24 protein-coding genes are annotated in these 18719 nt (G+C 54.6%); 9 read left to right on the forward strand and 15 right to left on the reverse strand.

Annotation, left to right across the window (positions count from 1 at the left end; all coding sequences use genetic code 11):
• Positions 1–64: 64 nt before the first annotated feature.
• Positions 65–742 (forward strand): hypothetical protein, encoded by a 678-nt coding sequence (locus AACY18_RS17325; RefSeq protein ID WP_339465473.1) that lies wholly within the window; start codon positions 65–67, stop codon positions 740–742.
• Here AACY18_RS17325 and AACY18_RS17330 read toward each other — a convergent pair.
• The 10 genes from AACY18_RS17330 to AACY18_RS17375 form a co-directional block, all read right to left on the reverse strand.
• Positions 739–1362, reverse strand: a complete 624-nt coding sequence (locus AACY18_RS17330; RefSeq protein ID WP_339465474.1) for a recombinase family protein — start codon at positions 1360–1362, stop codon at positions 739–741. The genes AACY18_RS17325 and AACY18_RS17330 overlap by 4 nt on opposite strands.
• Positions 1363–1655: 293 nt before the next feature.
• Entirely contained in the window at positions 1656–2438 is a 783-nt protein-coding gene (locus AACY18_RS17335; protein WP_339465476.1) for a DUF3800 domain-containing protein, read from the reverse strand.
• 86 nt (positions 2439–2524) lie between these two features.
• Positions 2525–2959: a hypothetical protein gene (locus tag AACY18_RS17340; RefSeq protein ID WP_339465478.1), complete on the reverse strand. Its 435-nt coding sequence runs from the start codon at positions 2957–2959 to the stop codon at positions 2525–2527.
• Between the two features lie 44 nt (positions 2960–3003).
• On the reverse strand, positions 3004–3588 hold the full coding sequence (locus AACY18_RS17345) for a tail assembly protein (RefSeq protein WP_339465479.1): 585 nt from the start codon (positions 3586–3588) through the stop codon (positions 3004–3006).
• A gap of 3 nt (positions 3589–3591) precedes the next feature.
• Entirely contained in the window at positions 3592–3954 is a 363-nt protein-coding gene (locus AACY18_RS17350) for a hypothetical protein (protein ID WP_445261960.1), read from the reverse strand.
• A gap of 54 nt (positions 3955–4008) precedes the next feature.
• Positions 4009–4842, reverse strand: coding sequence for a hypothetical protein (locus AACY18_RS17355; protein WP_339465481.1), 834 nt, complete (start codon positions 4840–4842; stop codon positions 4009–4011).
• Positions 4839–5060 carry a hypothetical protein gene (locus AACY18_RS17360; RefSeq protein ID WP_339465482.1) on the reverse strand — a complete coding sequence of 74 codons (222 nt, stop codon included), beginning with the start codon at positions 5058–5060 and terminating at the stop codon, positions 4839–4841. The genes AACY18_RS17355 and AACY18_RS17360 overlap by 4 nt, the downstream gene beginning before the upstream one ends.
• Positions 5047–5478: a hypothetical protein gene (locus AACY18_RS17365; RefSeq protein ID WP_339465484.1), complete on the reverse strand. Its 432-nt coding sequence runs from the start codon at positions 5476–5478 to the stop codon at positions 5047–5049. Before AACY18_RS17365 ends, AACY18_RS17360 begins: the two co-directional genes overlap by 14 nt.
• Positions 5475–5891: a DUF5681 domain-containing protein gene (locus AACY18_RS17370; protein WP_339465486.1), complete on the reverse strand. Its 417-nt coding sequence runs from the start codon at positions 5889–5891 to the stop codon at positions 5475–5477. Before AACY18_RS17370 ends, AACY18_RS17365 begins: the two co-directional genes overlap by 4 nt.
• 993 nt (positions 5892–6884) lie before the next feature.
• On the reverse strand, positions 6885–7217 hold the full coding sequence (locus tag AACY18_RS17375; protein WP_339465488.1) for a hypothetical protein: 333 nt from the start codon (positions 7215–7217) through the stop codon (positions 6885–6887).
• Between the two features lie 153 nt (positions 7218–7370).
• On the opposite strand from AACY18_RS17375, the gene AACY18_RS17380 reads away from it, so the two are divergent.
• The 5 genes from AACY18_RS17380 (at position 7371) to AACY18_RS17405 (ending at position 10860) form a co-directional block, all read left to right on the forward strand.
• Positions 7371–8393, forward strand: coding sequence for a hypothetical protein (locus AACY18_RS17380; protein ID WP_339465489.1), 1023 nt, complete (start codon positions 7371–7373; stop codon positions 8391–8393).
• Positions 8394–8695: 302 nt separating this feature from the next.
• Entirely contained in the window at positions 8696–9628 is a 933-nt protein-coding gene (locus tag AACY18_RS17385; protein ID WP_339465491.1) for a hypothetical protein, read from the forward strand.
• A 481-nt stretch (positions 9629–10109) separates the two neighbouring features.
• Positions 10110–10295, forward strand: a complete 186-nt coding sequence (locus tag AACY18_RS17395; protein ID WP_339465494.1) for a hypothetical protein — start codon at positions 10110–10112, stop codon at positions 10293–10295.
• Entirely contained in the window at positions 10292–10537 is a 246-nt protein-coding gene (locus tag AACY18_RS17400; RefSeq protein WP_339465495.1) for a hypothetical protein, read from the forward strand. Before AACY18_RS17395 ends, AACY18_RS17400 begins: the two co-directional genes overlap by 4 nt.
• Positions 10534–10860, forward strand: a complete 327-nt coding sequence (locus AACY18_RS17405) for a hypothetical protein (RefSeq protein ID WP_339465496.1) — start codon at positions 10534–10536, stop codon at positions 10858–10860. Before AACY18_RS17400 ends, AACY18_RS17405 begins: the two co-directional genes overlap by 4 nt.
• A gap of 485 nt (positions 10861–11345) precedes the next feature.
• On the opposite strand, the gene AACY18_RS17410 is transcribed toward AACY18_RS17405, so the two are convergent.
• Positions 11346–11747, reverse strand: a complete 402-nt coding sequence (locus tag AACY18_RS17410) for a hypothetical protein (protein WP_339465497.1) — start codon at positions 11745–11747, stop codon at positions 11346–11348.
• 311 nt (positions 11748–12058) lie between these two features.
• On the reverse strand, positions 12059–12259 hold the full coding sequence (locus AACY18_RS17415) for a helix-turn-helix domain-containing protein (RefSeq protein ID WP_339465498.1): 201 nt from the start codon (positions 12257–12259) through the stop codon (positions 12059–12061).
• 116 nt (positions 12260–12375) lie between these two features.
• Here AACY18_RS17415 and AACY18_RS17420 point away from each other — a divergent pair, with 116 nt between their 5' ends.
• Positions 12376–12915 (forward strand): hypothetical protein, encoded by a 540-nt coding sequence (locus AACY18_RS17420; protein ID WP_339465501.1) that lies wholly within the window; start codon positions 12376–12378, stop codon positions 12913–12915.
• Here AACY18_RS17420 and AACY18_RS17425 read toward each other — a convergent pair.
• Complete coding sequence (locus AACY18_RS17425; protein WP_339465503.1) at positions 12908–14113, reverse strand: site-specific integrase; 1206 nt, start codon at positions 14111–14113, stop codon at positions 12908–12910. The two genes, AACY18_RS17420 and AACY18_RS17425, sit on opposite strands and share 8 nt — an antisense overlap.
• A 178-nt stretch (positions 14114–14291) precedes the next feature.
• On the reverse strand, positions 14292–14786 hold the full coding sequence (locus AACY18_RS17430) for a hypothetical protein (RefSeq protein ID WP_339431699.1): 495 nt from the start codon (positions 14784–14786) through the stop codon (positions 14292–14294).
• A 275-nt stretch (positions 14787–15061) separates the two neighbouring features.
• Between AACY18_RS17430 and AACY18_RS17435 the strand changes: the two genes are divergently transcribed.
• The gene (locus AACY18_RS17435; RefSeq protein WP_339431700.1) at positions 15062–15361 is read left to right on the forward strand and encodes a DUF6388 family protein; all 300 of its coding nucleotides are present in this window, start codon (positions 15062–15064) and stop codon (positions 15359–15361) included.
• A 51-nt stretch (positions 15362–15412) separates the two neighbouring features.
• Here the strand turns inward: AACY18_RS17435 and nadC are convergent, their stop codons facing one another.
• Entirely contained in the window at positions 15413–16261 is an 849-nt protein-coding gene (gene nadC, locus AACY18_RS17440; protein ID WP_339431701.1) for a carboxylating nicotinate-nucleotide diphosphorylase, read from the reverse strand.
• A gap of 281 nt (positions 16262–16542) precedes the next feature.
• Between nadC and AACY18_RS17445 the strand changes: the two genes are divergently transcribed.
• Positions 16543–18717, forward strand: a complete 2175-nt coding sequence (locus AACY18_RS17445; protein WP_339465505.1) for a DUF1631 domain-containing protein — start codon at positions 16543–16545, stop codon at positions 18715–18717.
• The last annotated feature ends 2 nt before the right edge of the window (positions 18718–18719 follow it).

The raw sequence follows: 18719 nt of genomic DNA on the forward strand, positions 1-18719 counted from the left end.
GCGGAAAGGGCGGATTCGCAGTATGCGGACTCCGATCAAGCAAGGACGAAGTAGGAGCCAGGTCATGGCGAGTTACCCGCAGCGAGTATGGGAAAACATCATTCCGCTGTCTGTAGGCAAGACGCTGCCAGAGGCCTTCGAGGAGTGGTCTTTTAAGGACGTGGTGAGGGATCACGAGCACCCGACTGAGACGTGTGAGCTTTGTGATCAGGAGTCGCTCCGCTATCAGTTTGAGATTCGAAACGCGCTCACAGGCCACGCGCTTTGGGTGGGCTCTCAGTGCATCCTCAGATTCGGTGTTTCGGTATTTGAAGCGGGCCGTAAGCTCTCCGCAAAGGACACGCAGAAAAAGCTGGATCGTTTGACGCAGAAGATGCGCGACGATGCTTGCTTGCGATCGCTGCAGAAGCTCGCCGACGCAGAGGGTGGCTCAATACTCGCTAACGCACTTCGCTACTATCAAGGTCATGGGTACCTTTCTCCGAAATTCGCCTTCGTGGTTCTGTGGAGGCTGAAGGAGAACGACATCGACCATAGCCCTTCTTTTTTCAAGGTTGCCCTTCGGCGTGATCAGCATAAAAAGGACCTGCGGGAGATGAAGCTATCGAGCGTTCATATGATCTGGCCGGCGCTGTCTTCTTCTCAGCGCGAACTGGCAATAAGGCTTGGGCATCGCCCGCCGCCACCACCTTTACCGTCACCGCCATCATTTCCAAATCTTCCACCCTTACCGCTTTCTTAGGGGGTGCTGTGGCCCCGGTCCCTGATCTTCAGAACCGTCGTTGTTGAGCATGAGGCGTGTCGAGCCGCGGCGCGCACTCCAAGACCTGCCGCCAGTAACTCTTTTACACGCTTGTGCAGATCCTCATCTATCGGCCGGCCCTGGTACTTGCCGGCGGCTTTGGCCTTTTCGATGCCCTGCGCCTGGCGCTCGCGGCGCTGCTCATAATCCTTGCGCGCGATCGCAGCCATCATTTCCACCAGCATCGAGTTGATCGCGCCCAGCATCCGGCCGGTGAATTCGTCACCTTTGGTGTCCTGCATTCCTTGATGGCTGGTCGGCAGATCGAGCGCGACGATGCGCAAGCCCTTGGAGTCGATTGCAGCCTTGAGCTTCTGCCAGTCCTCCACCGGAAGGCGCGAGAGGCGATCTATCGACTCGACCAGCAGCACGTCACCCTTGCGCGCATCTTTGAGCAGGCGCAGCAGCTCAGGCCGATCTGCCGACGCGCCGCTGGCGTTCTCCAGGTACACGCTCGCGATCACCTTGTTGTGGTCAGTGGCGAATTGCTCGAGCGATGCCCGGGCACGGCCGGCGTCCTGCTCTTCGGTAGATGCTCGGAGGTATGCGCGGATGAACATGATGTGCTGTCCGTATCAGTTAAGGTGTTCTACTAATACTGTTGCACTTTGAGTGTTACTTATCAAGCGATGAGAGCGAATAAACCCGAATTTGTGCGTATCAGCTCAGGCATACCCATCAGGTAGGGGAGGGGTGTTAACCGAAAGTGGCTAAATGAGATAGCGAATAATCATTATCGATGCTTTAATGCTTGTGCAGGCAAGCGTGAGATTAGTAGAGGTTGCTGGAGACAGCGACAGCCCGGAATGGGTGGGATCCTCGAACTCAGGGCCTGCTTTTTTTTGCCTGAAATTTACGTTTTCGGGAGTAAATTGCAGATTTTTCTAGCAACCTCGGAATCATCGCACCAGAATTTGAGGCCATATCCTTCGTGTTTTGATTTGCGTTGGTACACCGTTCTGGCCAGCATTTCAAAGTACTTCGTCTCGGTATCTCCGTAACGGTTCGGGTTTACTGCCTGGTAAATGCTGGAAGCAACTACATCAGCTAACTGCAGTCCTGCCATTTTTTCGTGATTGACGGCCCGCACCATGTTTTCATCGATTACGTCCCAGTCAATGCTGATGGCTTGGCCGTTTGGTTTGTGATGGAGCTGCGAAATATAGGCTCGAAGATCCTCGTAAGACATTGCCGAACGATTGGAATATATGAGTTGAACTCGGCCGTCCCCACCGTCCTTTTTCCTGTTATCTCTGCATAGCCAAGATATGCGCTCAAGCAGCAAACGGCTTGCATATCGGTACAAGGAGTATGCGTCCTGTTGGAAATTTTCGGGATCAGCGATGGAGGGTTTGTGAATCAGAATGCTCACAGTCTTCACTGGCAAATTCCCGATCACTCGCGCAACTGGCACGCGCTGCTCGTGCCTTAGCTTGCAAAAATGTATTTGCTGCTTTGGCGCAAATTTCAGCGCCTCACGTGCGCGCTTTGCACCGTCTACTATCTGAGGGTCATTTATTTTTCTGACCACCACGGCGGATAAGATGAACCACCTGGACGAGCCAGTTCCATCAGGGTTGAATTTGAACCCCTCGTCTCCTGACTCGTCGATGTAAGCCACGAAGCTCTCAGCCATTGTCGTCTCATCTTCCTGATACACATCGTCTCGGTTGTAATCAAAGAGATGCATTGTGGGTGACGAGGCATATTGCCAGTAATGACTTAGATAGAGCTAGGGCGGATATCTACGCCGTTCTGCGTGCCAGATATACGGTACTTCTGCAGCTCGCCGGCAGAGATCTCTGTTGCCGTTTCCTTCACAGGTTGGCCGATCTGCATCGCGCACAGGCCGCTACCGTCCTCATCACCGCCGATGCCGACGATATGTCGACCTGGCTTGATGTGGAATTTTGCCACCTCTCCAGTATCCAGGCGGGCCGCTCTCTTCCCATCAATGAGCAACGTAGCGAAGCATCCACCAGACGCCCAAAATCCATTGTCACGACTGACAACAAGCGTCGCACCGCCCGGCGCCTCAGCCTGATAGGCGTAGACGCGATCGGCCGGCACTCGCTTGGCGGAGCCAGAATCCACTGGAGTGCTTGAGCATCCAGCAATCAGCGCGATGGCGGCGGTAGTTGGCAAAATCCTGTGCATGATTCGTCCTCAATGTTTGGAGGGCTGACTTTACATCAGGTCGGCTAGGTCTTGTCTTCGGCGTGGATCGACGCCGAAATGATGATACCGCCCCACCGGCGCTCGCCGATGCAGATCGGCACAGGGTTGCCGCTGGCCGTGGTGTTCTTGGCGCTTCCGAAGGCATAGGACGGAGCGTTTTCAGGGGATGCGCTTTGCTTCAGGCCGGTCGCCTGCGGGCTGAGCATCTGGATCACGCCGCCCGCTGCCAGGGCGATACCCGGCGCTAACGTTGCACCATTCGTGAAGGGGCTCATGACGATTAGGGCGACACCGAGGATTGTTTGCAGCAGACCGGCGCGCTTACTGCCCGTGATCACCGGCACGATTCGGATCTCCTTTGCTCCGCCCATCTTCAGCTCCTGTTCGCCGATGTTCTTTCTGTTGCAGAACACCGCAAACTCCAGGCCCTTCATTTTTGCGTCAGTGAGGTACTTCGCGAAGCCGGGATGGTTTACGTCGATCGCCTTCACGGCTTCCCGGGTGTCGCCGGTGGAAAGTTCGTAAATGTGTTCACGCCCGAACAGCTTCCCGGCCGATCCACCGAGTAGGATTCGGGTTTTGGCGCCGTAGTTGGTGGCCATAGCCATGGGTTACTCCTTGGCGCCCTGGGCGCTGTTGTTGGGTACCGAAACGCCCAATCGGATAGCGAGCAGCGAGCGCGACATACGCGCCTGGTCGACCGTCACCTGTTCATGACGCGGGTCGTAGTTCCAGATCCGGTCGTAAATGCCCTGGTAGGCCCTGGCGCCCCGGAAGGTACCGCGTAGAAGATCGGCCGACACCCGGGCTTCGTCCTCGGTGAAAAACGGCCCGTCAATCGTCACTTTTCGGCCGTCGCGGACGTGCTGGACATCCCACACCACGTAGCCAGAGTCGGGACCTTGTTTGAGTGGATACGACGCGAAGCCATCTGTCTTGCACGCATCGGCGAAGCGCTCTTGGTAGGTGGTCAAAAGGTCTATGCTCCTGGCTGGCGGCTGCATTGTGGCAGCCGCACTTCGATTCGATTACGCGGCTTCGGATTCTTCCGCTGCAGCCTTTGGCTTTCCTCGAGCCGGGATCTTTTCAAGCCAAGCGCGCAAAGATTCCGAGCCGTCACACCCCGATCGCCATTTTTCGAATCGACCTGCGTAGCCTGTCGAGTTTGCTATCATCCCGCTGAGCGACACGCCGACCTGCGAAGTGGTGGCGAGCACGTCGTCGTAGACGGCCAGCATTTGACGAAGAGCGTCAATATCATCTGCGCGAGAGGCGGCAATGCCCGCTCTGGACAGGCTCGCTGCTGCTTCAGAATTGAGGCCAGATAGCATCGGATTTGCTCTTAGCACTGCTTCGACGATATCGGGGTGACCACCTTGGCGCGCTTCGGACATGAGGTTGCGGCGTTCTTCCGGACTGAGGCCTCGCACAAGGGCTCTCAGTTCTTGGTCTGCGAGAAAGCCTGCGATATCGCTACTCGCGCGCGGAGTGACAGGAGAGAAGCCTTTGGTGACGGTTTCGGCCAGGGTGAGCATATCCTTCGCGACAGACTGCATTGCAGGAAGTAGGGCGTCTGTCACGCCTGCGATTTTCTCTTTGCTCAAGCGCTCGATCGCGGACGAGTTGAAATCTTTGTTTTCCCGGATCGAGACGATCTCTTCACCGAAGTCTTTGAAGGTCTCCAGCGCTAGTGTTTGAAGCTGGCGAGCGGACTTCATCAAGCCACCGGCTTGCCATACACCTTTGGTCCCGTCCGCACGCTGGATAGAAAAGGTGTGAGCCTCAATGCGAGAGTGCTCGTATTCGGAGTAGTGAAGGTTGGCCAGGCCGACCTTGAGAACAGAACGTTTGCCGATTTTCATTGCGTTACCTTTGGATTGTTTGGGAAAGGGATAGGGCGGTCGGAGGACGTAGAGGCGTTGAAAATTTCGAGAAGAGAGGCTTCCCCGGTGGCAGCGGCACCGCCGACGGCTTCGGCGCTCAACTCGTCCATCAGCTGACTGATCTGCCGAACGTCGCTGCTAAACTGGGAGTCGCCGGCGGTCTGCTTCAAGCGGGCGATTTGGTTACGGATGTTCATTGCGCGCCTCCACGATCCGCTGGTATTGCTCTGCAGCGTGCTGCTCAACCGAGACACCTTCAGGAGGCCAGGTAACGATCCAAGCCCCTTCCTCGGGGGCGACGCGCATATCCAGAATGCCGACTTGAGCTGTCCGGCCGGTGCGCTCAATTTGTCGAGTGTGAAGAATGATGGCTTTCGCCATCTGCTCACCCTGGTCGCTATCCATCTCTGCGAAGGGGAAGAACATCGATACATTCCGCCCCTGAATTCGATAGTCGACCTGGTGCCCAGCGGTTTTCGGAAAGTCTTCTTCCACTTGGATCTCTCTTGTATTTGCTCGGATCACCGCGAGCACAATCAGCAGCACTGTTTCATCTGCGGCGCCGATCTTCTGAGCGATCCTTTGCAGTTCTGCTTTCAATGATTTGATGCTCATTGCTGCATTCCCTCCATTTGCGTGCGCAGTTCTTCGACGGCCTTTTGAAGCTCAGCGACTTCGATTACCCGGGCTACGGCGCCCAAGCCTTCGATGAGCGACTTGCCCTGGTCGGGCGCCAGTTGTCCGCTGGCGACGGCGCGCATGATTGATTTGGCTGCACTCGGCAAGTCCGTGTCGTCGAGTTCGAATTGCACTGGCTCAGAAGTGGGTTTGATCGGCGGGACAAGGCGCTCAAGGATTAATCGGCAGGCCTGCATATCGCCCTTCTTGGCAGCCGCAAGCACCTTCTTTGTAACTGCATCCGCACCCTCGGCAAGTCGAGCGCGAAGCTCCTGTGTTTGCCCGGAGCGTCCACCAGGGTTGCCTGACTGCCCTGGCTTCCATTTCCCGCTCTTGTCGCGCTCAGTCATGCGGCGGGCGATTCCATGGCAATGACCGGTTTATTTTCCGCAAGCGCGATGAGGAGGGCGGATGCCTGGATGCTTCCTTCGCTGGCAGCGTCGCGCAGGCGACCCCACGCCGCGGCTACCTCTGAGCGAGTCGGTTTGTGTTGTCGACCTCGAGCGGTCTTGGCTGTGTTCATAGGATGGCCTCGAGTGGATTTGAATTGGCTTCAAACCCACATTAGGCATGATCTGATCTTATATCCAGTGTTTTTTGGGTGCACCTAAGGTGCTACACGTAACCAGATTAAACGGGACTGAAATAGTTGATTCTGGGCGGCATAGGAGGGAGGATTTTGTTGCAGTAAGTCGCCGGCAGGCAAAGTGATACGGCGCTGTTGTTGAAGCTCAATACTCGCTGACTTCTACCGAGTGCATCCAGCACGATAAAGCGTTTGCTTTTGGACAGGTGTCGATATTGGGCTAGCGTCATGACTGCAGGCCGAATGGTTGGCCTGCTCACGAACCACTTACGCGAAGGATAGGTAATGGAGCGCTACAGCAATCTAGGACGAGACTCGAATGTTGCTGCATTCGAGATAGGTAATGGGTCTATCACTGTCGAGTTCAACGACCGTTCGCAATACCTCTATACCAACCAAAGTGCAGGGCCGGGATCTATTGCAGAAATGCACCGACTGGCTAGGGCCGGCCGAGGCCTCAATAGCTACATTAACCGCGTCGTCAAGAAAGGTTATGCTAGAAAAATTCGCTAGACGGTAAGCGCGACACGTTTTGCAAATTACGAAAACGTGTCGCGTACCGATGACAGGCTTCTGATCTTTTGAGGGGCAGGTTTACTCCGTCGGTGGAGACCTTTTCTCAATCGGCGAGATCCCCCACTGGGGAAATACCACTGGACCGTGGGAATTTCGAACTACAGAGAGATCCTCGGTGGTTCGCGGCCAGGGCAAAGTGAGGGAATCCCACTTTGGTCCGGATCGCTCAAATGTGAGCCAGTCATTTCGTAAAGCGAGTCTCTAGCACCTGGCCAGACGCTTCATCGATCCGGCAACTGCAGCCAGCAAAGTTCCCAATCCACAGCGGTTCCTCGTTCATCACGCCGGTATAGGCATCAACGGCCCCCATTCCAATATCTGGCGCGCGCCATAGAAGATTGCCGAAGTGGTCATAGCAGAAGAGGTTTCGAGCAGGGATATTCCTCTCAAAGGCCATCCAGTCGAATATCACCATCACTCGCTCGTTGATCAGCACCGCTTGGAGGGCGGGGTATTCACCCTCGAAGCTTATCCCGTTGCCGAAAATCCGCTTGCCGCTGACGTTGAGTTGCATTCGACTTCATCCTTTCCCTGAATGCTGCGATGCAGCTTCCCCAAGATACCCGCTGCGACGAGATTGCCCTGCTCTAGCCTGCTGTCAGGTCAATGGCGCTGTACTATAGCGAGTCACGGTCGATTCACGAAGTCACGGTTCAAGGAGCAGAAGGTGCCTACCCCATCCCTATATAGCGCTATCCGAGATCACGATTTCTCAGAAAGCACCTGCTTTTTATGTGGTAATCATGTTGAGAATAACCAGAGGAGTCGAGAGCACGTTTTTCCTAAATGGTTGCTGCGTCACTTTGCTCTCCGTGATCGCCCGCTAACTTTGCTCAACGGCACCACAGTAGCGTATAGGAATCTAGTTATTCCGTGTTGTCAAACATGCAACAATGAATATCTTTCAAATATTGAAAGGGAGGTTCGAGAGCGGTTTCTAATTGGCGCTGCTGAAGTCGCAACGATGGATCGAGGGCGTTTACTGCTTTGGGTTCTAAAGATATTTTATGGTTTGCTTTATCGTGAACTGTTCTTGCCTATTGATCGTAGGAATCAAGCTGCAGGCAATATACTCAGTGCTGACGATATGGAGCAGTTTCAATTGCTTCATTTTATACTTCAATCATGCCGCGTTCCTATGGGGTTCTCGGTTGTCGACAGTGATATCCCTGCTTCAATTTTTGTTTTTGACGTTCAAGAACCTTCCAATGCAGATCTAAAGTTTGATTATAAAGACGATGTCGTAAATCGAACTCTTTATCTTAGGCTGGGAAAGGTTGGTATTTTAGCTGCATTTGATATGGGGGCGCAAACACCTTCTGGAATGGAGTTTTTTCCTCGGTACCAGGGACGTGCACTTCACCCGTTGCAATTCGCAGAGCTCGGGGCAAATCTGTTCATGAAAGCCAGGGTCTTAAATCGCACTCCAAAAGTTATGATTGGGGAGTCTCCCGGACGCATTAATTTTAGCGTACTCCCAATCGCTGGTTTGTCTTCAGAGCCAGTTTTTGGAGCGTGGGAGGTTGAGGATATGGCCGAGATGCTGAAGTCTTTTTTAGGTTGTCCTCTAGAGGTGGTAATGCCTGTCAAAGGAAGAAGAGTTACGTGGCTTGAAGATAGTGACGGCAGTCTGCAAACTATTAGTATAGACGTACCTCCTTGGGCTGCGCCGGCAGACGATACCTTATGAAGAAACACTGAGATGAGACACATCAGTAAGACACATCAGCGAGACAAAAACGTCTCACTGAAACTGACGCGTCACATCTCGAGATATTTCAACGCGAGATCGTGATGTCGCGGGGCTTTTGTCTGGGAGGGGTCTACTCATATTTGACTGCGTCAGAGGAGTCCTTGGAGTGAGGTGTATAGCTAGTCATGATGCAGACCAATCCTTACCGCTAGGGGAAGACTCAGATTTTGGTGGGAGAGGCTCCAAATATGCTTGGTAATTGCACTAAACATAATAGATAACAGTTTACGTGAGGGAATATGTATAAAGAAAGGATTGTTGCGTGGGTGCGGCGTGTTCTACCTTGGTCTTTGCCGATAAAGTTAGTTCTTTCTGCGTTTCTCGGAGTGCTCGGAGGGGCAGGGTTATTAGGTTATTTGTCGGAGTATGCTACTTATAATTATGCTATTCAGTATGGTATTAGGCCGCCACTTGAAGGTATACCTTATTTAAGGCCTGCTGTTGCTTTTGGTAGTATTTTTTTGCTGCTTACTGGGGCGTTGGTATTTGTGGTTTCGGCTGGTTTTTGGAAAGTCATTGCTTGGCATGTTGATCTCGTAACTTACTTGCCGACTGTCGTTGGTAAGCTTATTAAGTGTCCGATCCCTGACTCCCAATTACAGTTTGGCGGATTTGTCGCTATTGTGCGCGCTCAGTCAAATATTAAGGTTGCGATTTTCTCGTTGGGATTTGCTACGCTCATATTACTGGGCGTTTGGGCGTTGTTTCACTATTTTGAGGTTAGGACTGTTGATGGAGTAGCGGTTGAGTTTAATGCTTTGATTGCGGTATCTCTATTTCTTTACAGTTTTTTGATGGTCTTGGTAATGTTGAGGCCAAGATTGATTTATTGGATTTCTATTGTTTCCACTGTCGTGTATTTCTTGTTTTGTATTTATTTGATTTTTTCTCCGGTAAAGTATTCCGAGCTTCTTCGGGTGCTTGGCTATGGGGGAGGTTACTCCGTAAAGGTTCAGCTTCGTGAAGAAGGGAGCGAGAAGAAACCACTACAGCAATATCAATTAATGCTTCGCACGAATGAGGCATTTATTTTCTATGACTCAGTTAAGAGTGAAGTCATTGAAATTCCTCGTGATCAGGTTCGAAGTCTGATTCACGGTGTAGGGGGAATGAGTAAACTGCAATCCGTGCTGCCATCTCGCATTGAGTTTTGGCCCAGCTTGGCCAAGTGAGAAGTCCGGAAAGACTCAGGTGGCACGTCCGGTATGGCGCGATGTCAGGGCGACCGTCCGTGTGATCTAAAAATTGCGCAACTCGTCTTGTGTTACCCGTAACGGAATGGCATTATTGATCTACGTTACGGGTAACGAGGTGGTCATGACAGAAGAGAAGAAGCCAAAAGGCCTGGCCGAGCGTCAACGCGAATTCAGAGTGAGGCAGCGAGAAGCAGGGTTCGTTCAACGAACTTTATGGATTCACAAGGAGGCAGAGGAGCAGGGGAGGATTGCAGCATTAGATGGTCAGCCATGCGAGCCGATGAATACGAGGCATCCACTGAGCTGGGCTATGGGCTGGGTTGACGAGAAGAACAGGCAGGAACCGGGCTGACGTTTCTGCGTGGTGAAACGTGGGAATGGCCCATTTAAGAAGGTGCCAACCCGGTGTGCTACCACCGGGCTGGCTATCGCAGGACACAACTTGAAGGTACACGTCATGCAATCTAAACAGAATACCATCCAAATCCTCGATGCGAGTGGGGAAATCATCGGCTCTATGAGCCTTTCGGCAAGCATCAAGCTGATCGACTTGGCTCCGTTGAGAATGCTCGGTGCGATCAGCGTGAAGGTAGTGCCTTGCGCCACTCCATTCCACGGTATCAGCGCCGGGGGTGTGAAATGAGCCAGCCTACCGCTCGTATCGCCGACGAAGCCCTTGAGCTGCTACGCGCAACGCACGAACGCATCAGCAATATGCGGGTGTTGTTCAACGCCATTACGAAAGACTTGAAGCACGGCAAGGCGCACGACATCGAAGAGCTAGCCAGTCTCGGGAGTTTCCTTGGCTACGACTGGGCGAATTACGTCGACAGTGAAGTCGAGCAGATGCAGAAGTCGCTCGACGCGGTGGAGGTGGCCCAATGAGCGCCTCTATTCGATCACGGGACGACCTGAGCTTCACAAAGCGCGATGATGTCGGCCGGCTCATCAATTGGCCTCGATACAACTACGGCGTGCCAGGGGATTGGGAGAAGGGCATCGCCTGCTTCGATGTCGAGATTTTCGAACTGGCTGCTCACGATGAAACAGAAGCGTTTCATGCGATCCAGTTCGCGATCGTGGGAATGGGAGGGCGGTGCACGAGTTTGGAAACGGGCTTCATCGACCGAGTGGCCCGGGCGGCGGTGATTGGTCTGCGTTCACTGCGGGCTGGTGCTGAGCAGTTCGCTCCTACAGACATCGACTGACAGACTACGAAAGCTTCGTGGTAACCAAGGCACTACCCCGTTACAGGGTGGTGCCTTTTTCGTTTGAGGGCAGGCGACGACTATTTGCTTTTGCCCTTTTCAACCTGGTAGATCAAATCTTTCCTCACTTCCTCCGCGCATGGGCGGCACATATCGATCAGTGTCCAAGGAAGGAAGTCGAGAACAAGAAAGGTGAAGCCTCCAACACGCTTACATTTGGCCGTGTGACCATGAGCGCAGCGAGACTGTTTGTAGGTCTTGATGCCCATATAAATAAACCCGGTGGTGGTAATTTAATAAGACTGGGATTTTTTCCGTTTACTGCTATGCCCTGAAAGCCCCGGTTTACGGGAAAACCACTGGGAAAAAATCCCAGTAGATGCTCGGTACGCCTGAACGACCGGACGCAACCAGACATTTCGCCAATGCTGAGTGGGAAAAAATCCCAGTAGCAGGCGGAAAAAATCCCACCGAAAAATTCGAAATCAGATGAACTTGAATGTAGGGGGACCTGGTCTCACTTCCAGGTCTTTCCCTGGGCACTCGTCTACTGCCGCCCAAGTGATCGCGTACAGCGCACAACGTGCCATTCCCTTTTCACGACCCTTCCTATACGCCCGAGTGCGAACGATAAGTCCAACATCCAGAAGTTCCTGTAGAGCGGAAGCGAGTGTCTTTGCATCCATAGGCCTTCCTTTGGCCAGCATTTCGACGGTGCACGCGAGATCGCCGTTATTCCGACCGTTGTAATTTCTGGCCAGCTTTATGAGTACGGCAATTGCTTTAGGCGTTAGATTGTCGAATGCAGGATGAGCCAGTAGCCGATATGGAAGCGCCAGTACACGACCGCCACCGAAATCGACCTTGTAGCCTTTCTTTCTGGCCATTAGAAGCTCACAGGCAGGCGCGGACGCTCACCCCAAAGCTGGGGAAAGCACCGCAAATCTGAATTAGAAAACTTCACGTATCGCGACGAATTTCATATCGGGGGAAAGCGGCCAGCGCACTTCTGAATTTTGGTATGCCTGCGGTTTATTCCGAGGCGCTTTCTGGCTACCGCATTGCTGGCGAGTTGAGGCGCTGGTGTTCGTCCAAGTGCGGGCAGTAGAATCGATCTGTCTCATCTGTGGCTTCCCAAAGCATTCCGATGTGATACGTCGAGTCAGTGGTGCAAACACTGACTCGACACTTCTCCCTCTCATCGCGCACCTTCTCGGGCAGCGCGCTCGACCCAAGCTTTAAGTTCAGTCATCAGAATCAAGCGCCGCCGGCCTAGCTTGAACGCTTTCAGGTCTCCGCTAGCTATTAGTTCGTATATCCCGGACCGCGAGTGGCCGACGATTCTTGCGGCATCTTCAACGCTCACCGACAGCGGTGCGAACTGTTCTGCTTGGTTCATATGTTTATCCTTGATCGATGGGGCGGACTGTACGATACTCGTCCGGACGTAAGCATCCTATTTGTAAGTAACATCATCTGCAAGCATAAAGTTTGTAGACGTTTTGGAGTTGTGCGATGGCAAACCGCTCAAAAAAGGTTGTTCTCTCGGCTAGGGTCGACCCTTATTTAAAGGCGGCGCTCGAGTTGGCGGCATCTTCGCGCAATGAAAAGATCGTGAAGATTTTGGAAGCGTGCGTGGAGAACGGTTTGAATGATCGGACCGTCAAAAATCCTTTTAAACCGCGTAGCAAAGACCAAGAGACGATCAGCTTTATGATCGCCTTTACTGCAATTTGGTCTGAAAACGAAATACTTTATAAGCTGCGTGTGGGAGCGCTGGGGCCGGATTTTGCCGGTGAAGAGCTCGGGATGATTGCGATGTTCATCACTGGCGATAAGTACTTTGATGGTGAGTACGATGTTTTCGGAGACCTAAACGGCTCCATTGAAAAGTTTGGATTTCAGCCGAAAAGACGCCCCCTTGTTAACATCGAGTTGGTGGAGCAGGAGTGGGCGATCGTCGAAGAGTACGTACGGTTTCTGGCAAACAATAAGCCGCTTGAGCCGTCTTACGAGGACTACAAAAAAATGCGCGAGCAGTCCAAAACTAAATGAGCTCCACTGCTTCCGCCTTGCTGTCAGGTGCCAGATGGGCATAGCGCAGGGTCATTTTGAGGTCGGCGTGCCCCAGCAGATCGCGAATCGTGTTGAGCGGCACTCCCTTCATAGCTAGCTTTGAGGCGAAGGTGTGGCGCAGATCGTGCCAGCGGAAACCGCTTATGCCTGCAGCCTTCAGCACGCCATCCCAAGACTTTTTGACGTTATCCATGACACCACCGGTTTTGCTGGGAAAGACCCGCGCACCGCTTGATTGATCCCTCCAGGCCTTAACCACCACGAGAGCCTCCTTGTTCAGCGGAATGTGCCTCGTCTGGTCGGACTTTGCCCCCTCGCCGGCGACGGTCAGTGTTTTTTGCTGCAGGTCGATGTCTGCCCAGTTCAGATTGAATAGTTCGCCCCGGCGAAGACCAGTGTTCATGCTGATGATGGCCATGGGTTTCAGGTGATCAGCGAACGCCCTCTCTCTCAAGTCCGGCAGCTCTTCCTTTCTCCGCTCGGCGCGCCATTTGTTCGCGCTGTCGCGATCGGCCCTGATTCGCTCCTCTCGATCGTCTAGCGCTTGGCGCAAGCGCTGCTCCTCGTGCACTGACAGGAATCGAACTCGCCCCCGAGTATCGAGCCTCATCGGCTTGAGCTTCGTCATCGGATGCTGCTCAAGCATTCCCCATTCGACAGCCTTGGAAATGGCTCCGCGCAGGGCGGCCAGTTTCCTATTTGCTGTAGCGTCTTTCAGGCCGGCAGCGAGCCACTTCACCCGCATAGCCTCCAGATCGTGCTGGGTTATCTCAGACAGGGTTTTCCCCATCAATGTGGCGAAACTGTACTCTATGGCATGCCGCGTTTTCTGGTGGGTTTTGTGGTGTGTCTCCATCCACGGGTAGTAGCTGTCCTCTAGGTATGACTGGAGCGTGTGCGCGCTCCGGCGACTGCTCTTGGCGGCGATCAGCGGCGTGCCGTGGGCGTGCGCTTCTGCAAGCCAGCGCGCGGCTTCAGTCCTGGCCTGATCGAGAGTCATCATCCCTACTCGGCCTAGGGTGGCGGCTTTGTTTCTGCCCCAGCTCACGATGTAGCTGGCGTGTCCACTGGGCAACACTCGGATCGACAGGCCCGGCTGGGCGGTATCATGAATGCGGAATTGCTTTTCTTGAGGCTGGATGCCCGAGAGAATTTTGGCGGTGATCTTGGTTTTCATGCATGAGCGTCCGTGACAGCAAGGTGACAGCAAAAACGACTATACGGGTCTGTTTTGGCGGACTCAACCAGACGCTGAATCGTTGATTATGCTGGGCCGGGCCAGCAATCGCTGATTCAAAAAACGCACTCGTAACGCGAAGGTCGCAGGTTCGATTCCTGTCTCGGGCACCATCCCCTTATTTCACCTTGCGGCTCAAATCCTCAACGGTGCGTTTGAGCTGGTCCATCGCCCGATCCTGATCGTTGATCTTCTGCTTCAGGTTTGAAATCTCGCTGCTGTTCGAGCTGGAGCTCGAGCCACTGTTGCGCTTGAGGTCTTCGACCTGACGGCCAAGTGTGTCCAATTCACGATCCTGCTCTTTGACTTTGTTCTTCAGCTCATCGATTTCCTTGCTGCTGGCACTGCTGCTCGAACCGCTGTTGCGTTTGAGCTCTTCAATCTGGCGCGACTGATCATTGACGGTGTCGCGCATCTTTTTCAGTTCATCGATGCTGATGTCGCTTCTGATGACGACCTCTTTGCCGTAATCGTTGTGAATCAGAGAAACCTTGTCGCCATAGGAGGGGCTGCTGGTGCTCAGTTCAACGGCCATTGCACTGGCCGGCAGGGCCAGTGCAGCCATTAAAGTGGTGACGGAGACAATGGAGGACATCTTCGAAAAGCTGCGCATCACTGGTTTTCCTTGTGAACAGCGGAGAGGGTGCCGAAGTGGCACATCGCTATGACTCGAAATCCACCGTTATGTTCCGCAGGTCAACTTTTTGTGGGAGAGATGTAAAGAGCCGTGTAATTCGTCATGCAAACGTCCTATATTCGGTGCCTGCATGAGCATCGCCCAGCAGTTTTCAGATGATCCCGAATGGTTCCGAAGGCCGGACAAACCGCGTCAGAGAGATCCTTGATGATCCAGATCCATCCTCCATTCTTACGATCAGCGAGAACGCCATGACCGAATTAACTCAAGAGCAACGTCACGAACAAGCGCTGGAGAAATACAAACTCGATGCGCCGCAGCTATTGGAAGAGATCAAGGATCTCAGTCCCGATGATCAGAAAGATCAGATCCAGTGGGCGTTCGAAGACGAAGCCGAAGCTCAGGGCTTGCAGCCGTGGGAGTTGACGCTCAAGTACACGAGCACGCCAGAGGAGTTCGAGGCGCAGCGTCTGGTGCTGCACAAAGAGGCGGCCGAAGTGCTGGGCGTCGAGTGGCAAGAGTATTGCGAGATGAATAATCTGGTGGTCTGAAACAAAAACGCCAGCCTCAACCGGGCTGGCGTTTTTTATCGCGTGAAGGTCTTAGAGACTCAGGCGCATCGACAGATCCACCGCTTTGACATCCTTGGTCATCGCGCCAATCGAGATGTAATCGACCCCGGTCTCGGCGATCGGCAGCAGCGTGCTTTCGTTGATACCGCCGCTGGCCTCCAGTTTTGCCTTGCCGCCGTTCAGGCGCACGGCTTCGCGCATGTCGTCCAGGCTCAGTTCGTCGAGCATGATGATGTCCGCGCCGGCCGCCAGTGCTGCTTTGAGCTCATCCAGACTTTCCACTTCGATTTCCACCGGTTTGCCCGGGGCGATCTTGTGCGCGGCGGCAATGGCTTGCGCGATGCCGCCGCTGGCAGCGATGTGGTTTTCCTTGATCAGAAACGCGTCGTACAAACCGATGCGGTGGTTATGGCAACCGCCGCAGGTCACCGCGTATTTCTGCGCCAGGCGCAGGCCCGGCAGGGTCTTGCGGGTGTCGAGCAGCTTGACCTGAGTGTCGGCCACGAAGTCTGCCAGGTATTGCGCATGCGTTGCCACGCCAGAGAGCAGTTGCAGGAAATTCAGAGCACTGCGTTCGCCGGTCAGCAGCGAACGGGCCGGGCCTTCCAGATGAAACAGCGGCTGATTGGGCTTCACCCGCTCGCCATCAGTCACCTGCCAATGCACGGCCACCCGTGGATCGAGTTGGCGAAATACCGCATCGACCCACGCGGTGCCGCAGATGACGGCCGCGTCCCGGGTAATGATGGTGGCTTTGGCCAGGCGTTCGGCCGGGATCAGTTGCGCGGTGATGTCGCCGCTGCCGATGTCTTCGAGCAACGCACGGCGCACGTTGGCTTCGATTTCGGCGGTCAAATCGGCGAGACGTAGATTCGGCATAACGGGCTCCACAAACAAAGTGGGTCGATTATAGGGGCATGGCACGAACCAACCCAAGGCGGGAACGCGCGTGCTGGTCTGCATTCGGTCGATTTTATGTGAGCAAACCCGGCGAACGCGCGGTCATTGCAAGGTAGGCGGGCATAGGGGAAACCCTGACGCCTCTGGCGCTGGAGACATCTTTTGCAAGATAATCCGCCTTGCATTTGACGTCATAGCTTTGACATCTCCTGCGCTCGAGGTTTGTGCTCAAAGAAGAATCACCGTTCCAGGAGGCTTGGATGCACAACGACGGGAAAGTAGTGCCTTTGCACAAGGCCGCTACCGATCAGGCGAATCACTCGCCGCTCGCCCGCCTGCCAGTGATTCTGCTTCAGGTTCGCGACAAGGCTGCCCAGCAACTTCGCCAGGGTTTGCAGGAGCTGTTCGATAACGCCGATGACACCTTGTTTGAAATGGCCGACCGCGCACGCAACGACGTCGAGCAGAATATCTTTTTCGAAGCCATGCGCGACCTGCGCCTCAAGCGCAAGAACATTGAGCGCGGCTTTCTCGAACAGTTCTTCGAAGCCTTTGTCGGCCTCACTCAATACGATTTCACGCACAACACGCTACCGCACGCCCTGATTTACGAAGACCTGGCACCGCGCACCGATGACATGGAGCGCAATGTGGCGGTTGAAACCATGGTCGGTCGAGTGCTCAAGCGCGATGGCTTCGCGCTCGATCAACTGAGCACCCGGTTCAACGCGCTGCTCGGCAACACCCTTGACGATCAAACCAACCCGCTCGGCCCGGCGCTGCTCTGCGAGTATTTCCTGCAAGCCGGACGCAACCTCGGCGTGGAGATCAAGGTCAAGTTGATCCTGCTTAAACTGTTCGAGCGCTATGTACTGGCGGACACGGAACAACTTTATGCCGAAGCCAATCAACTGCTCAGCGCAACTGGAGTGTTGCCGGACCTGAAACCGGCACCGGCGCGGCGAGCTATCGATCGTGCTGCGGCCACGGTGGACAGCGAAGAAAGCCAGGGCCCGCCGCCCGCGGACGACAGCGTGCAGGAAGTCTTCGCCGCGCTGCAGGCGTTGTTGTTGCAGGTGCGCGGCAGTGTCGCGCCGACTCTGGAACCCAGCGTTTGCGCCCAGCCGATCACCACCCGCGACCTGCTGCGCCTGCTGTCACACTTGCAGCAATACGTGCCGGCGTTGGCAGCGCAAGACGATTTCGATCTGCGCAATCAGCTCGAACAGTTGCTGACGCGGGTCAGTGTCAAAAGTGGCAAATCGCGGATTGTCGGCGGCGCAGACGAAGACGTGATCAACCTGATTGCCATGGTGTTCGACTGCATTCTCGATGACCGCAATCTGCCGGACTTCCTCAAGGCCTTGATCGCCCGCTTGCAAATCCCGATGCTCAAGGTGGCGGTGCTGGATAAGAGTTTCTTCAGCCGCAGCAGCCATCCGGCGCGGCGATTGCTCAACGAAATCGCCGACGCGGCGATGGGCTGGGGCAATTGTGACGGTGATGCGCGCGACAGTTTGTATCAGCGTATCGAACAAGTGGTGCAGCGCTTGCTGACGGATTTTGTCGATGACCCGGCGATTTTCTCCGAGTTGCTGGCCGACTTCCTCGCTTTCACCAGCGACGAACGTCGTCGCAGCGAGTTGCTCGAACAGCGATTACGCGATGCAGAAGAGGGCCGGGCGAAAACCGACCTGGCGCGGCGCCGAGTCGAGCAGGCGCTGAATCAGGCACTGTTGGGTAAAGTCCTGCCACCGTCGGTGGTGACGTTCGTGCAGGACGCCTGGAGCAAAGTGCTGCTGCTGACCTGCCTCAAGCATGGCGATCAATCCGCCGAATGGCAGGCCGATGTGCAAACCATGACGCAACTGATCTGGAGCGTGCAACGGCATGAAGACGAGCAATCGAGCCTGCGTCTGCTGGCGCTGGTACCGGGGTTGCTCAAGTCATTGCGTGATGGCCTGAACGGTTCGGCGTTCGACCCGTTTGCCACCAGCGAATTTTTCAGTGAGCTCGAAGCCTTGCATGTTCGCGTGCTGGAGCGTTCCGCAGAGGCGGATGAGGCCACGGCGCTGGTCGAGGTGTCGCAGCAGATCGTCTTGCAAACCGCTGATGAGGACGGCATGGCGCTGGTTCGTTTGCCTTGCGATGACGCCGGGCTGCGTCAGGTCGCTCAACTGCGTCTGGGCAGTTGGGTGGCGTTCGAGGAAGATGAGGAACATACCCTGCGCTGCAAACTCGCGGCGATCATCGAAGCCACCGGCAAGTATGTGTTTGTCGACCGCACCGGGATGAAAGTGCTGGAGCGCAGCCGTATCGGCCTGGCCCTTGAGTTTCGCCGTGGTGCGGTACGCGCATTGGACGACACCTTGTTGTTCGACCGGGCGCTGGAGTCGGTGCTGGGCAATCTGAGGCGACTCAATCGCGCCAAGTGATC

This window comes from Pseudomonas sp. EA_65y_Pfl2_P74, from assembly GCF_963970575.1.
Lineage (GTDB): Bacteria > Pseudomonadota > Gammaproteobacteria > Pseudomonadales > Pseudomonadaceae > Aquipseudomonas > Aquipseudomonas baetica_A.